The organism is Candidatus Paceibacterota bacterium (genome assembly GCA_035452965.1).
Taxonomy (GTDB): domain Bacteria; phylum Verrucomicrobiota; class Verrucomicrobiia; order Limisphaerales; family UBA8199; genus UBA8199.
Genome location: DAOTCE010000038.1, coordinates 18,542 through 33,654, shown reverse-complemented (window position 1 = coordinate 33,654; position 15,113 = coordinate 18,542). Strand labels below are relative to the sequence as shown.

General features: G+C 61.2%; 9 protein-coding genes. 4 read left to right on the top strand and 5 right to left on the bottom strand.

Translation table 11 applies throughout. The annotated features are described in order from the left end of the window. Positions 1 to 36: 36 nt before the first annotated feature. From P5205_19415 to kdsB, 3 genes are all read right to left on the bottom strand, one after another. The gene (locus P5205_19415) at positions 37 to 1,431 is read right to left on the bottom strand and encodes a folylpolyglutamate synthase/dihydrofolate synthase family protein (GenBank protein ID HSA12534.1); all 1,395 of its coding nucleotides are present in this window, start codon (positions 1,429 to 1,431) and stop codon (positions 37 to 39) included. Between the two features lie 96 nt (positions 1,432 to 1,527). Continuing rightward, positions 1,528 to 3,153 carry a CTP synthase gene (locus P5205_19410; GenBank protein HSA12533.1) on the bottom strand — a complete coding sequence of 542 codons (1,626 nt, stop codon included), beginning with the start codon at positions 3,151 to 3,153 and terminating at the stop codon, positions 1,528 to 1,530. A gap of 102 nt (positions 3,154 to 3,255) precedes the next feature. Continuing rightward, the gene (gene kdsB / locus P5205_19405; GenBank protein HSA12532.1) at positions 3,256 to 3,996 is read right to left on the bottom strand and encodes a 3-deoxy-manno-octulosonate cytidylyltransferase; all 741 of its coding nucleotides are present in this window, start codon (positions 3,994 to 3,996) and stop codon (positions 3,256 to 3,258) included. Between the two features lie 104 nt (positions 3,997 to 4,100). Here kdsB and P5205_19400 point away from each other — a divergent pair, with 104 nt between their 5' ends. Continuing rightward, a complete protein-coding gene (locus P5205_19400; GenBank protein ID HSA12531.1) occupies positions 4,101 to 6,143 on the top strand; it encodes a hypothetical protein in 2,043 nt (680 codons plus the stop codon). Here the strand turns inward: P5205_19400 and P5205_19395 are convergent. Continuing rightward, complete coding sequence (locus P5205_19395; protein ID HSA12530.1) at positions 6,140 to 6,922, bottom strand: DUF481 domain-containing protein; 783 nt, start codon at positions 6,920 to 6,922, stop codon at positions 6,140 to 6,142. The genes P5205_19400 and P5205_19395 overlap by 4 nt on opposite strands. Before the next feature lie 250 nt (positions 6,923 to 7,172). Between P5205_19395 and P5205_19390 the strand changes: the two genes are divergently transcribed. The 3 genes from P5205_19390 (at position 7,173) to P5205_19380 (ending at position 13,178) form a co-directional block, all read left to right on the top strand. Further along, positions 7,173 to 10,316, top strand: a complete 3,144-nt coding sequence (locus P5205_19390) for a glycosyl hydrolase (GenBank protein ID HSA12529.1) — start codon at positions 7,173 to 7,175, stop codon at positions 10,314 to 10,316. Between the two features lie 404 nt (positions 10,317 to 10,720). Beyond that, a complete protein-coding gene (locus P5205_19385) occupies positions 10,721 to 11,713 on the top strand; it encodes a DUF4190 domain-containing protein (protein HSA12528.1) in 993 nt (330 codons plus the stop codon). Between the two features lie 148 nt (positions 11,714 to 11,861). Then, positions 11,862 to 13,178 (top strand): hypothetical protein, encoded by a 1,317-nt coding sequence (locus tag P5205_19380; GenBank protein ID HSA12527.1) that lies wholly within the window; start codon positions 11,862 to 11,864, stop codon positions 13,176 to 13,178. A 75-nt stretch (positions 13,179 to 13,253) separates the two neighbouring features. Here P5205_19380 and P5205_19375 read toward each other — a convergent pair whose 3' ends face one another. Beyond that, positions 13,254 to 15,083: a Calx-beta domain-containing protein gene (locus P5205_19375; GenBank protein HSA12526.1), complete on the bottom strand. Its 1,830-nt coding sequence runs from the start codon at positions 15,081 to 15,083 to the stop codon at positions 13,254 to 13,256. Positions 15,084 to 15,113 lie beyond the last annotated feature (30 nt).

The window sequence follows — 15,113 nt, the reverse complement described above, 5'->3', positions numbered from 1 at the left end:
ATTTCAGCTAGAAGCTCCATTATTAGTCAATCTGACTCATCTGCCAACATCGTTGTTTGGCAGGGGGGTGGTCGGGCTGCTCCATTCATTGAGGCCGCGTTCGTCAGCCGGCTTTGCCGGAGACAGGTGCAGTAGTTCCATGGCCTCGCCGACGAGATAAAGCGAACCGGCGACGGTGACAAAGTCGTCGCCAGAAGTGCTGGCCAAAGCCTCGCCCAGGGAAGGATATGAGCTGACGCGTGCGGTTGGATTGGCGCGCCGGCACGCTTCGGCGAGCTCCTGCGGTGTAGCGCTGCGTTCGCTGGGCGCTGGGACCAGCAGAATGCGCCCGGCCAGCGGTGCTAGAATTCGGCACATGCCTGGCCAGTCCTTGTCGCGAAGGATGCCGAGCACCAGGGTGGGTTTCGCGGATGGAAAGTAGTCCTTCACCGCGGCAACGAGGATTTGAGCGCCGCTCACATTATGGGCGCCGTCGAGCAAGACCTTCTGCCCTGTGGGGCGAGTCACCAGTTGCAGGCGGCCGGCCCAGTGCACATGGGCCAGACCGGCGCGGATCGTGTCCTCACCTGCGGGAAGCTGCGGGGCAAGCGCCCGCACGGTGGCTACCGCAACGGCGGCATTCATCCGCTGATGTTGGCCGAGCAGCGGCAGTTGGAGGGTATCCAGGGGCGGGCGGAGTGCTTCCTGGGAGGAGAGGGTTGTGAGCGGAGCCTTCTGACGCCGGGCGGTATCCGCAAGCACCTTCAGTGGTTCGGTTCCTTCCGTGGCAGTGATAACGGGAATGCCGGGCTTGATGATGCCGGCTTTCTCGGCGGCGATGCTGGCCAGCGTCTCGCCGAGCCACTCCTGGTGATCGTATTGGATGTTGGTTATGACGCTGAGTAGAGGGGTGACGATATTCGTGGAGTCCAACCGCCCGCCCAAGCCGGTCTCCCAAATTACGAGGTCACATTGTCGCTCGACGAAATGGCGCAACGCCATAATGGTGACGACTTCGAAGAAGGTTGGATTTTCCACTCCGCTGGAAGGGGGAGTCACCGGTCCGCGTGGTTCCACAGTACGTGCCGAGCCAAGGGCCTGTGCGGTGCTGCCAGACGTCCCCCAGCCATCTTCCAGCAGCGGCTGCATCTCGGCAACCAACCGCACGGTCTCGCGCTGCGAGAGGGGGTGGCGGTTGACCTGGATGCGTTCGCCAAAGGCGACCAGGTGAGGGGAGGTGAACAGGCCCACCCGCAAGCCCGCCGTTCGGTAAATGCTCTCCAGCATGGCGCAGGTCGAGCCTTTGCCGTTCGTGCCGGCGACGTGGATGAAGCGCAGTCGGTCCTGGGGATTGCCTGCTAGCGCCGCTAGCTTGAAGGTGTTGCTCAGGCCGAGCTTGGCTCCAAACCAGCGGAGGTTATACAGGAACCGGATGGCGTGGGGGTAGGTCATTCGCTGGAGGTGGAGACTGGCGGCACACCCTTCAACACGAGATGGCGACAACTCGTTGGTCAGAGAGGCATCTCTGGGTGATCGTTCGAGATATTCTCACGAGTGAGGCTCCATTGGCTTCTGGCGACCATGGGCCAGGCTTGCGGCGATGAAGCCTGTAAACAGCGGGTGCGGTTGGTGCGGTTTGCTGCGGAACTCGGGATGGAATTGGCTGGCGATGAAGAACGGGTGATCTGGCAGTTCTATGATCTCGACCAGTTTGCCGTCGGGTGTCTGACCGCTAAAGGCAAAGCCCGCCTTGAGGAATCGCTCGCGGTAGGCGTTGTTGAACTCGTAACGATGGCGGTGGCGTTCGCGGACCACGAAGGCCTCGTAGAGCTGCGCCGTCCTGGTCCCCACCTTCAACTGGCATGGCTGAGCCCCTAACCGCATCGTGCCCCCCTTGCGGGTCACCTTGGTCTGAGCGTCGAGCATGGCGATAACCGGATGAGGGGTGCTGGGATCAAACTCCGTGGAGTGGGCCTTGGCCAGCTTGAGGACATTACGCGCGAACTCGATGGTGGCAATTTGCATGCCCAGGCAGAGGCCGAGATAAGGAATATGGCGTTCGCGAGCGTAACGCGCGGCTTGGACCTTCCCTTCAATTCCCCGGTTGCCGAAGCCGCCGGGCACCAGGATGCCGCCCAAGCCCTTGAGGTATCGCTCCGCGCCGTCCCGTTCAATTTCCTCGGCATCAACCTTCTGAACTTCCACCCCGCAATCGTTGGCGATGCCGCCGTGGCTGATTGCCTCATAGACCGACTTATACGCGTCGTGCAACTCGATATACTTGCCCACAACGCCGATGCGGACCCGATGTTGCGGGGCGATGAGCTTGCGGATGATCTCCTGCCAGTGCGCCATTTTGGCCGGCGGTGTATCCAGGTGCAGTAGGTTGCACGCCAAATCATCGACGCGTTCCCGCTGGAGCATCAGCGGGACTTCATAAATCGTGTGGTCAACGTCCTTTTCCTCTACCACCGATTCAAACGGCACATTGCAGAACAGAGAGATTTTTTGCCGCACTTCCTTTTCTAAAGGCTTCTCGCAGCGGCAGACAACGATGTGAGGCGTTATGCCGATTTCACGCAGCTTGGCGACAGATTGCTGTGTCGGTTTTGTTTTGAGCTCGCCGGCGGCTTTGATGAAAGGCACGTATGTGACATGGACGAAGATCGCATTGTGCTGCCCGACTTCGAGCACGAATTCCCGGATGGCTTCAAGGAACGGCAAGCCTTCGATGTCGCCGGTGGTGCCACCAATCTCGGTGATAATTACGTCGGCACCAGATTGCTCCGCCAACACATGAATCCGGTTCTTGATTTCGTCGGTTACGTGCGGGATGACCTGCACGGTCTTGCCGAGGTACTTGCCTTCGCGCTCGTTGTTGAGCACCGTTTGATACACTTGGCCGCTCGTCAGGTTGTTAAGCCGCGTCAACCGCACGCTGGTAAACCGCTCATAGTGGCCAAGGTCGAGGTCTGTTTCCGCGCCGTCGTCTAGCACATACACTTCGCCGTGCTGGTAGGGACTCATGGTGCCCGGATCAACGTTGAGGTAAGGGTCAAATTTCTGCAGGGCGACCTTTAAACCGCGGTTTTCAAGAAGCGTGCCGAGCGAGGCGGCCGTGAGACCCTTGCCCAAAGAACTAACCACTCCGCCCGTTACAAATATGTACTTCATGGATTGGTCTATAGGTGTTTGAGTTAATTCTGGGGCCTGGTGGCGTCGAGCGCGGCGGGTTTCAGGGACTGGGGTTTATTAACGGCCTGCTACCTGTTGATTCTATCCCCCGGTGAGCAGCCGTTCGACACGTTTGACGTCTGCCGGCACATCCACTCCTACGCTATCATATTCCACCTTCACGACGGCAATCGGGATGTCGTTTTCCAATGCGCGCAACTGTTCCAATTTCTCCGCTTGTTCGAGCGGAGAGGCCGGACATTTGACCAGACGCAGCAATGCCTCCCGGCGATAACCGTAAATGCCGAGGTGTTTCAAAAAGGGAAACGCCGCCAACTGTTCGCTCACCGAGCCACTGGCGGCGTCGCGCACGTACGGTATCGTGCGCCTGGAAAAATATAGCGCCCGGCCAGCAGCATTGACAACGACTTTCACCACGTTTGGATCCGCATACTCGCCCGGCTCCTTAATTGGGGTCGCAGCGGTGGATATTTCCGCTCGCGCCAGCGCGTCGGCCACGGCGTCAATCACAGCCGGATCAATCAGCGGTTCATCCCCTTGAATGTTCACGATGGCATCGCAGGCGCAGCGCTCAGCTACTTCGGCGATGCGGTCCGAGCCGGTCGGGTGATTGGGGGAGGTCATCTCGGCATGGCAGAAGCGCTTTGCCAGTTCCCAAATGCGGGTGTCGTCGGTGGCTACGATCACCTGCGCAAGCGATTTGGCCCGCTGGCAGCGTTCGACCACATGCCGGATCAGCGGTTTGCCAGCAACCAGTGCCAGCGGCTTGGCCGGGAAGCGCGTCGAGGCATAGCGGGCGGGGATAATGCCAATCACTTTCATAGCTTTCCTTTTACCCGTGGCGGCAGGGAATTGCACGGACGAAAAGGCTGGCCTTTTGGGGGCTAGGCACGCTAAATGCCCGGAGACCCGCAAGTCGGGGCGTTATGCAACTGGAACTGATTGGACCACACCCTTTTGAGGTGGATGCGCAGGGCCGGCAGATGAGCCGCATCGGCAGCTTGTTTCCGTCCTACGGCGCGCTTTGGACCCAATTGCCCGGCGTGCATGCAGTGCAGCGGCTCGGGTTCATTGAGCGCGTGAACGCGGAACGCACCCGGAAGGAGTTGCCTCCCCTGAGCCGGGAGGAAGAGGAGGGACTTTCCGCCGGCTCGGTGGATCTGATCTTTGAACCCGACCATATCCTGATCCGCCCCAATCCAGAGCGCATGGACTTGGCGTTCATGGCGGACGAAATGCTGCAAGACCTAGTGTCCAAACGACAGGTGAAGTTCCTCTCGGTCGCCGACCGGCGGGTGCGCGAAGCGATCCGGCATCATGGCGAGTACTGGCGGCTGAGCGCCATACCCAAAACCCGTGAAGCCAAGGAGCGCATGGTGTTTAGCTCCAAGGTAGCTATCAGCGGCGAGCCAATTTACTACTACAACCGGCTGACCGGCACCCGTTGGTTGACCTGCCAGGAACTTGATGGCCTCGGCAAGTTGGACGACGCCAGCCTTGCCCGACACCTCCAGGAGATCGCCGATCATGCGGTCCTGCGCAACCACTTGGGCCGGCCAGAGGTGGATTTCTTCGCGGCGGACTTGCGACGGTTCGGAACGAGGCAGTTTCTCGGGGTAGCCTACGACCAACTGCCCGCTGAGCAGGTGCGCGCTAGGTTCGAGGAGTTGCGCGCCCGCTTTCGCTCCGCGGTTCACGAGGGCTACTGGGCTGATAACTGCAATAACACGGCTTGGTGCGAGCGAATGCTTTCTGCACTCTTCCTCGAAGGCAACGAAGCGCAGAGCGAACAGATTCTCAGCGGGCTAAGCCCCGAGTTTTTTCTGCAGATTGAATGGCTGCCGGGTGGGCGGTTCGAGGAAGGGGAGTTTTTGTTCGACTCGATCTTCGACGAGGCGGCAAATCGGCCCGAGGATGCGGAGTTGCAGCGGCTTTGTGACCCGCGGGCCAAGGGCATTATCTTCAATCTCATCCGCGAGTACGGGGACCTGGAATTCGTGAACGTCGGCTGTCTGCCGGAGTCGCTCTCGCTCGACCGGCCGCAGAAAGAGGGGCGCCGGGGTGTCTTCCTGGCGGAGTTCCATTCGCGGAGCGAGAGGGCCACCCTCAAGCGGTTCCTGCGACTTCAGAAATGGGGCGTCTGGGAACACCTGGATGAAGGCAAGGACTTGCTCCAATCCATCAAGGAGAGCGAGGATTACACTGATTTCTGGCTGGACCGGCGGCTGGGCTGCCGCCAATTGGGGATGAACCTCACCCGCCGTGTGGCGGTACGACGGCTGAGTGAAATCTACGGCGGCACCAACGCCCGGTTCCAGGGCGAGTTGATCCGCACCATATACTCCGAACGCCAATACGTGCCCGGCGTTGCCACCGACAAAGTGTCGCCGGCGAAATATTCCCGGCCCGGCTACAGCCTTCGTTTGGCGGAACTGCTGGGCCGGGCTGCGGTTTCGAGCATCATCGTGGGGCGCGCGCTGGAAAACGGCACACGCCCGGTCTTCGATGACGGCGATGAGGTCGTGCGCGAGGGTGAGGATGGCCTGCCGGCGGAAATCATGGTAGGCGACCACAGCGGCGCGTTTGGTGAATACAAGCTGCCGTTAGAGAATTTCGCTTTTCATTATGCCCGGCCGATCAACATCCGTGAGAAGGCCATCCCGGAGCTCCAGGAATTTGCCATTGCCTACCTCAAAGCCTTCCGCGAGCAGTTCCTTCGCATCCAAGGCGATTACCGCAAGCGGCGCCGTGCATTCGACACTCTGTTCAAGCACTGCCGATATGACCAGGCAGGCAGCTTCGCCTACCGTTGGGAATGCGTGCTGCGCCGGTTGGACCAGACGAATCCCTATGCCTTGGTGGACGCGATTCGACAGCAAGTCCATGTCCTGAATCGCGGGGCACCGTCGCCGGACCTAATTAACAAACTATCGTCCAGCCATTCGCAAGCCAACGCCAGACAGGCTTAGAACTTGTACGCCGTGCCGGCAATCAGGCGAATGTCGTTGTGCTGGTGGTCTGGCGCGGGTTGGCTGTCATAGATGTGCTGGAACACGACGCGCAGGCTCCACTTCTTGGTAATGGCAGCGTCAATCCCGGCTTCGGTGGTGAGGATATACTTCTCCGACCATTTCTCCACATCCGGGACGTAGCTTGTGCTCTGCCAAAACTTGGTGGTGGCAGACAGCTTATGCTCGAATCGGTCGGCGATCCGCAAGCCGAGGTAAGTGTTGGCGGGTTCGTGCTGGTATTTCTCGAAAACCACTGAGGGGCCGACCTCAAGTGCCAGAAAGGTGTTCGTTGTCTTGATGAGATAGTAACCCACCAACGGGCCAACGCTCACGCGATAACTCAGCTTGGCAATGCCGTCATAGTTGAAGTCCGTTCGCAAACCTGCATAGAAGCGGTCGGTGAACAACCGGTTGTACTGGCCGAACGCATTGACAAACTCGGTGTTCCGCACGTCGTCGTCCTCGCCATAACCGCCCGCGATGCCGAAGGCGATTTCGTTGCGATCCCACTTGCGTTTGGTGTCCAGGCTAAGCGTGCCCAGCAGGGTCTCGCTATTGCCGCGCGTCAGCGTGAAACCGGCCGAAGCAGTGGTCTCCCAGGGGGCAGGCGGCGGCGGCGCATTGGTGATGGCAGCACTTTGATCCTGCGCAAAGGCCAGGCTGGTTCCAAAGAGAAGAGCAGTGGCGAAGCCCAGCCCGCAACGCGGACGGCACCACTGTGTTTTGACTATAAGCATATGTTTAGTGGTTAGTGTAGGTTTGATGTCAAACAGCGAAGGCTGCCTGATTGAGGCTTGAGTCTTTGGTGCTCCCAACTCCGGATCAAGCCCGAATTGGAGGCGGGTCTCACTTCTGAATTCACTGTGGAATCATGGCAATTGCGGTAGTGTCTATGCAAGTGGTTTTTGAGCCAGAGCCTCGTGGCTTGGAGATTGGCATTGATTACGGGGACATTGTCTGGAGTCATGTAGGGCGTTGAAACGAATTATGAAACCGCTGACGATTGTCTTCACGCGAGCTTGTTACGCAGCAACCTTCGTTCTCATCAGCGCGATGACGTGGCCGTTGCTCGCTCCAGCCCAAACCCAGCCCGCCGCTTCGAGCCTGGCCGCTCTGGAAAAGCAGTTTCGGGAATTGCCCCCTGAAGCGCGGCGACTTACCGGCCCGCTGTTGTGGCTGCATGGGGATGAGTCCAGAGAACACCTCGAAATGTACGTCGGCAAAGTGGCCGAAGGTGGCAACGGCTGCTTCACCACCGAATCCCGTCCGCACAATGATTGGCTGGGGGAGGGTTGGTGGCGAGACCTGGACATCTGTTTGAACGCGGCGAAGAGACACAATCTCCAGCTCTGGATCTTTGACGAGAAGTGGTGGCCCAGCCAGGCGGTCGCCGGAAAAGTCCCACCGCGCTACGCGGCCAAGCGCCTAGTGGCGGCTGCTATTGAGGTGGAAGGGCCCCGCCTCTTTGAGTCCGAGGACTACGGCGGGCACCGTTATGTTGCCGCCATCGCAGGGCAGGTGAGCGCCGACGGCAAGATCCGAGGCGATACGCTTTTTGACCTCGCCTCCCATATCAACAAGGGCAAGCTGAGCTGGCAGGCCCCAGCCGGCAAGTGGCGCATCCTCAAGTTTACCCACGAACAGGCCCCCGGCCTTATCCAGGTCGGTGGCTCGCAGCTAAGCGTGGACGGCGCAAGCCAGGATTGCGTGGATTGGTACCTCCAGGAAGTGTACCAGCCGCACTTTGAGCACTATAAAGCCGAGTTCGGGAAGACCATCCGCGGCTTCTTCTACGACGAGCCCGAGACCCCCGGAGACTGGGGCACCGAAGTGAACCGCGTGCTGGCCGAATGGGGCGTGGACTGGACGAAGGCTTACGCAGCCTACAAGTCCGAGCTGGCTGGCGAGGAGCAGGTCGCGGCGCGCTACCGGTACTTGGATGCCTTGGCGGAGGCCTGGGGCCGAACCATGTACGGCGGCATCGCGAAGTGGTGCCGCCAGCATGGCGTGACGTCCACGGGCCATTTTATGGAGCACAGCCACCTTTACTTCAATCGCGAGTTCTGCGCCGGAGATATGATGCGCCTGCAGGGCCACGGCCACATGGGGGGCATTGACGCCGTGTTCAGACAATTTGAGATGGGAAAGCGTGTCACGCGCGACAAGCCCTGCTGGCAGACACCGAAACTGGGCAGCTCGATCAGTCATGCCTACGGCAAAGCGAATGACGTTGCCATGGTCGAAATCTTCGGCGCCCGCGGCCAGGACCTCACCTATCCGGAGATGAAGTGGTGGACTGACCACATGCATGTATCGGGCATAAACTTCTTCATCCCGCACTCGTTCAATCCGCGCGCGCCCAAAGACACCGATTGCCCGCCCTATTTTTACAACAACGGTTTCGAGCCGCGCTGGCCGCTCTATCGGGTGTTTGCCGATTACACCAGCCGCCTGAGCCTCATGCTTACGGGGGGACGGCATGTCTGCCCGGTGGCGCTGCTTTACCTGGGACAAAGCGCACATTGCGGGAAACACATTCTGCCCGATCAGATGAGCGAGAGCCTCCAGGACGCCCTCTACGATTGCGACTGGCTGCCCTACGAAGTGTTCGAGAGGGACACCAAGGTCAACCGGTCCGCCCTGAAGCTGCGTGAGGAGTCATACCGGGTGCTCATCGTTCCGCCAGTGGAGGTCATTCCTTACGCTACGCTGGCCAAAGCCAGGGAGTTCTTCGACCACGGCGGAGTGGTTCTGGCATATGACTTCCTGCCGACCAAGTCTGCCACGATCGGCAAGACAGCCCAGGACATTGCTCATTTGCGCGAGGCGATCTGGGGCCAGCCGGCACCAAGCGGGGCGGTTTGCAAGACCAGCCCGGCCGGCGGACGCTCCTACCTATTGCCGGGCCAGCCCACACCCGGGCTGCTCCAGCAAGTGCTGGCGGGGGATGCCGGCGTGCACCCGACCCTGGAGGTCATCGAAGGTGCGACCGACAACTGGCTGCACGTCCTGCACCGTGTGAAGGAGGGTCGCGATGTGTTCTTCATTGCCAACCAGAACCACGAAGGCGAGCCGCGCCGCTTCCGGTTTCGCATCACTGCTGAAGGCATCCCCGAGTGCTGGGACGCCATGCGCAACGAGATCACCACCGTGCCATTCTCCCGCAAAGGCGGGCAGGTTGAGCTGGTCCTAACGTTTGAGCCGAACGAGAGCGTCCTGCTCGTCTTCCAGCCAACGCCCCGGACCCTGCCGCCGCGCCTGGAGCCGGGCGGCATTGCGACTCTCCGCACGGTGGCGGTGACGCGAGAAACCGTCCCAGCGCCGCCGGACCCTTTACTGTCCCTCTGCAACAGCCCCGCTCTGGCGCTGCGCGGCTGTTCCTGGACGTGGTATCCGGAGGCGAACCGCCGAGAGAATGCCCCGCCCGGCACCCGCTATTTCCGGAGGACGATTGATATTCCAGCCGGGGCAACAATCCGGAAAGCCACCTTCGCTGGCACGGCGGACAACAGTTTCACACTCTTCATCAACGGCAGGGAAGCCGGCCAGGGCGACAGCAGCCCCGAGGGATGGCGCAACCCGGCGGAACTGGACGTGACAAGGTTCCTTGCTCCCGGCCGAAATCAGCTTGCCATTGCCGCGGTCAACGGCGGTGATAAACCCAATCCCGCGGGGCTCCTGGGCTGTCTGACTGTCGAGCTTGCCTCCGGCCCACCGTTGACCGACCGCGTCGGCAAGACCTGGAAGACCTCTAAAGAAAACCCCGAGCACTGGACTGAGGCAGGCTTCGATGACAGCTCCTGGCCGGCCGCGCGCGAACTCCTGGCCTTCGGCGCCGGCGTCTGGGGAACGCTGAACGGCAAGCTGACCCTCAGCCCGGTCAAGGCCGATCCCTTCCTCGGTCACTGCGACTTCGCTGCGGCTGATTTGCAGCGTTCGCGCGTTTACCTGGAACTGGGGACCATTGCCCCGGAAGTTGCCGCGCGTGTGACGGTCAACGGCAGTGAAGCCGGGGGCTTCATCGGTATGCCCTCGCGCCTGGAGATCAGCAAACACCTCAAGCCTGGCGCCAACACCATCCGCATCGAGCCTTTTGCCCCGGAATCGGTCAGACTGGCGGTCTACCCGTAGCTCAAACAACCAGGCTGCCTGCGTTGCAGTGCCCCTTTTCCAGCCTGGGACCGACAATAACAGGTTAGTGGGGCTTGCGTACCGCGACTGCTGAAGCTCCCATAAGAAATAAGCTGTAAACGCAGAAATTTCAGATGCTTATGCCATTCCTATGGGGACCGCACCGTATCCTCACCGTATCCTCGCCGTATCCACACCGTGGATACACACTTGACACCTTGGGGAGAATCTTGGCGTAAACGCCACTTTTTTAGTGGGTTACACAGAATCCTGTGGAAGTCATGCAGAATCAGCAGGTTATGCAAGCCAGCCCGCTTCTTCGATAGATTCGGTTGACCGGGGCCACGCCCTTGCGGCTTGATTGACACCAGGCTGGCGGCTTTGTATGTAATCAAATCAATCTCATGAGCGACTTCAAATTCAGCTGTTCCAACTGCGGTCAACACCTGACCGGCAACGATAGTCATGCCGGACTGCAAGTCGTCTGTCCCTCCTGCGGCCAGACAATTGTGGTCCCGGCTGCGCCAGGGTTGGCGTGTGCGACCGCCGCACCGACTGCGCCGCCGACTGCCGGATTCCGCCCGCCGCCGGTTTCGTCTCCGGGGCAGAAGACCTGCGGGTTGGCCGTCGCCTCGCTGGTTTGCTCGATTGGGAGTTTCGTCATTATCCCGCTTGGCTTCATCCCCGGCATAATCTGTGGTCACATGGCCAGGAAGAAGATCGCGGCAACGCCGGGCCTGCAAGGGGGCGGACTGGCTAAAGCGGGCCTGATTGTCGGCTACGTCGCGCTCGGCCTGACCGTGTTGGCGACGATCGCCTTGGCGGCTTTCTTTCTCTTCGTTACCGCACGCCTCAAGCAGATTCCGCCCGCTACCCAGCCGCAACAATCCACCTCCAGGACCTTCCCACGGAGCGCGACAAAGGCGGAAAAGGAGACCACGGATACCGAGCCCGACGGCTCCGGCTGGACGATGAACCTCGCGGGCGCCGAAATTCCATCCGGCCCTGTCACCGGCCGCATCCAGGGAGAATCCTTCAGCCCGAACAACATCACCTTGGCAGGCAGTTGGCTGAAGTTCAAGCAGGGAAAGGACTTCATCGCTGACCTGGAGATGGATGTCGTATTATTCGAGAACGACCTGACCAAGCTTAGCAATGGGACCTTCACCGTGCCGAAAGAGGGATCTGGAATCACTCCTCACATCTGGATGAAGTGGAAGGAGACGGACCGCAAAACGCTGAAACAGAGGTGCTTCATAGACCGCTACGTACTGCGGCTGGAATTCGGCCAGCTATCGGACGGGAAACTGCCGGGGAGGATTTACCTGTGCCTGCCAGACCTGGAGAAGAGCTTCATTGCCGGCAGTTTTGAAGTGCCGGTGAAGCAGGGAAGGTAGCTCGCAGAGTTCCAGTTCCTGCAGCCCTTATTTTTCTTTGCCTGAAATGTGTCTGAGATATACCGGTCCTCCACCTATGTCGCGACAATTGCCAGTTGGCTGCAAACTCCCGAGCTGGTTGAGCCGCGTTTTGGCTGGGTGCTGCTGCGTGGCCGCAGTCGCCGCGCAGGGGGAGTGGCGCGTGGCGACGTTTGAGGCAGATATCACCATTCCCATCGGCCACGCCTGCATGGGGGGCGGAGTTGCGAGTGCAAAGGAGATCGCGGACCCGCTTTTCGCCAAGGGCTTCGTGCTGCTCGGGGCGGATCAGCCGGTGGTGGTGGTCGCATTGGATTGGTGCCAGTGCAACAATGATTCGTACGACCGCTGGCGCGAGGCGCTGGCGGAGGCCGCAGGCACCGCCGCCAAACGTGTTGTGCTCGCCACCGTGCATCAGCACGACGCGCCGATTTGCGATCTAACCGCCCAGCGGCTCCTTGATCAGCACGGCCTCAAAGGCTGGAATTGTGATCCTGCGTTCCATGAGACGGCCGTGCGGCGGACGGCTTCGGCGTTGAAGGCTGCCCTTAAATCCCCGCGGCGCGTCACTCACTATGGCATTGGGCAGGCGAAGGTGGAACGGCTCGCGTCGAACCGGCGCGTCGTGCGGCCGGACGGCCGGATTACCTGGGAGCGCGGCAGCGCGAGCGGGGACATTTTCAGCGCGCCGGAAGGTGAAGTGGACCCGTGGCTGAAGAGCATCAGCCTATGGGATGGGGATAAGCCGGTGCTGGTCTGGAGCTGCTACGCCGTGCATCCCATGAGCTACTACGGCAAAGGCCAGGTGTCCGCAGACTTCCCCGGCCTCGCCCGGGCGCGACGGCAAGCGGACCACCCCGCCGTGTTCCAGATCTACTTCACTGGTTGCGCGGGCGATACGACGGCCGGCAAATACAACACGGGCACGCGGGAAAACCGCATGTTGTTGGCGGACCGCCTCTATCGCGCGATGGTGGAGGCCTGGCAATCAACGCGCAGACGACCGCTCAAGGAGGTCGGGTATCGCGTGGCGGACTTGCGCCTGCCCGCTCGGAGCACGGGCAAGTTTACTATTGAGGCAATGCAGTCCACCTTGGCCAGCACCAACGCGACCCGTTGGCAGCGGATCGAAGCCGCGCTCGGGTTAAGCTGGCGGCAGCGCGTGGACCGGGGGCAGGGCATCGACGTGCCGTGTCTCGACTTGGGCAATGGGGCGGCGCTCTTTACGGTCCTGCCGGCCGAATGCTTCGTCGGCTATCAGCTCGCGGCCCAGCAGTTGCGGCCCGCCTCCTTCATCATGGTGGCCGGATTCGGCGACGGCGCGCCGGGCTACGTCCCCACTGACCAATGCTGGCGGGACGGCTACGAAGACGATTACTGCTGGGTGCCGCCCATGACTGAAACCACCATCCTGCGCGCAGTCCGACAGGCATTTGACGGGAAGTGACTTATCACCGGACCGGCAACGCGACCGCAGGCTGGGCGGCCGGAATCAGGTCCACCAGGCAGTTGATTATGCCGCCTATTCGGAAGGCGGAGCCGCCTCAGGCACCGCGCGATAGTAGCGTTGCGCTTCGTCCTCCGCGTCCGGGTCCACGAAGTGGACCGCGCCATCGGTGACGGTAGTGGTGCAGATGGGGGTCCAGTCAACCAGGTTGGCGGACCACTCGATGCGCCAGGAGGTGCCGTTGGCGCCGGGGTGCGTGATGTGAACGCAACGGTCGGACAGCACGCTGGTGGCCGGGCGCGGCGCATCGTTGTCCACGATCACAACGGCGGCGCGGCCTGGATAACCGATGATATACGGCGGCACGGCGGCGGAGGTGTTCGGGGGCACGCAGAGGCGGGCGACGACGCTCTCCAGCCGCTCGGGCAGGAGGTCGTCAATAGGCACCACCTTGAATTCGGCGGCGCGGAGGCCGGGGGGAATGGTCACCCAGGGGGCCAGATGGTAGTAATCCACACCATTGGAAGCGGTGCCGCTGATGCAAAGGTGAAGCGTCAACGCGGCGTTGGTCGGCCCCGAGCGGCGCACGACAAAGGTGGCGGTGTTGGTCCCCAACCAGTTCGTGGGCGCCGGGCAGCAGTTCCATCCCGTCCAGAAGACGCAGTTGGTGCCCTCGGAGGCGACCGGGTCGGGTGCGGAAATGGTCACGACGGGCGGGAGGTTGGTGACGGGCGGTTCATTGGTGCGGACGACCCAGATGTTCACCGGCGGGGAAACCGCCTCGGCGCCGCGGTTGTCCGTGGCGCGGGCGGTGAGCACATGCCGGCCCAGCGGCGGGTTGGTCCAGATCGTCTCATAGACAATCGGCTGTCCGGGCGGCGGCGGGACAAAGAAGTATCGCGTTTCCTCGCCAATCAGGAGGGAGCCTGCGTAGAACTCGATGTGCGGCACGTAGCCGTCGGGGTCCACCGTGACGGCGCGGAGGGGGATCCTGGCCGGGGCCGCAAATGTCTGACCGTCCAGTGGCCTGGTGAGTTGGACAGTCGGCGGCAGGTTCGCGGGCGGATCGTTGTCGGCGATGAAGACGACGGCTTCGCGCGGTGTGCTGAACTTGTAGCAGGCGTAGGGCGCGGGGATAACGGTGGCGGCGCAGGCCGTGGAAAGCTCCAGCCGCAGCACGACAGTTTCGGTCGGCTCCGGCAGGTTGTCGGGTAGCGGATGCACCGTAACCTTGGCGGCGAGTTGACCCACGGGAATGACAACGGAGTTGGAGAGATGGGAGTAATCCCCGCCGTTGCTGGCTGTGCCCGCGATGGAGTAATGCACGATGAGAGGCACATTGGTCCCGTAGCTGCGGGTGATGGTGAATTCACCCGACTCCACGACAGTGAGTACGCCCGGTTCGGCGGCGTGGGGATCGGTCGCTTCCACGGCGACGAACGGCTGCGCGTCGTGGATGAACACGACGGCGTTGCTCGGGCTGCCGATGAGATAAGCGATCGGCGGCATGATGGGCGGGTAAACCAGGCGCGCCTGGACCGATTCGCGTCCCTCGACCAGGTTGTCGTCAATGGGCCGAACGAGAATTGGCACGGTGCGGACGCCGGCGGGGATGGCAATCCAGCTCGGGATGGTGACATAGTCCACGCCATTGGCGGCGGTGCCGCCGATCTGGAGGAACACATTCAGCGTGAGATTGGTCGGGCCCTCGCGCTGGAGGTGGAACACCGCGTTATTATCTCCGGGGTCGAAGGCTTCCGGGTCAATGGCGCGGATGGTTACGATTGGCACGATCGAATTGGAAGTGCCGGTGGATTGGGCAAGACCGCACTCAGCCAGTAACAAGAGCAAACCCGCGGTCAGGCTCACGCAAATCGAGAACTTCAACAAAGGTCTTGTCCTCATAAACTCAAGGGATTGGACTAGGTGACGTGC

Bases quoted from the DNA above. Each gene is read 5' to 3' on its own strand.
- P5205_19415 (HSA12534.1), bottom strand. From the start codon at position 1,431: ATGACCTACCCCCACGCCATCCGGTTCCTGTATAACCTCCGCTGGTTT.
- P5205_19385 (HSA12528.1), top strand. From the start codon at position 10,721: ATGAGCGACTTCAAATTCAGCTGTTCCAACTGCGGTCAACACCTGACC.
- P5205_19375 (HSA12526.1), bottom strand. From the start codon at position 15,083: ATGAGGACAAGACCTTTGTTGAAGTTCTCGATTTGCGTGAGCCTGACC.
- P5205_19390 (HSA12529.1), top strand. From the start codon at position 7,173: ATGAAACCGCTGACGATTGTCTTCACGCGAGCTTGTTACGCAGCAACC.
- P5205_19395 (HSA12530.1), bottom strand. From the start codon at position 6,922: ATGCTTATAGTCAAAACACAGTGGTGCCGTCCGCGTTGCGGGCTGGGC.
- P5205_19410 (HSA12533.1), bottom strand. From the start codon at position 3,153: ATGAAGTACATATTTGTAACGGGCGGAGTGGTTAGTTCTTTGGGCAAG.
- P5205_19400 (HSA12531.1), top strand. From the start codon at position 4,101: ATGCAACTGGAACTGATTGGACCACACCCTTTTGAGGTGGATGCGCAG.
- kdsB (HSA12532.1), bottom strand. From the start codon at position 3,996: ATGAAAGTGATTGGCATTATCCCCGCCCGCTATGCCTCGACGCGCTTC.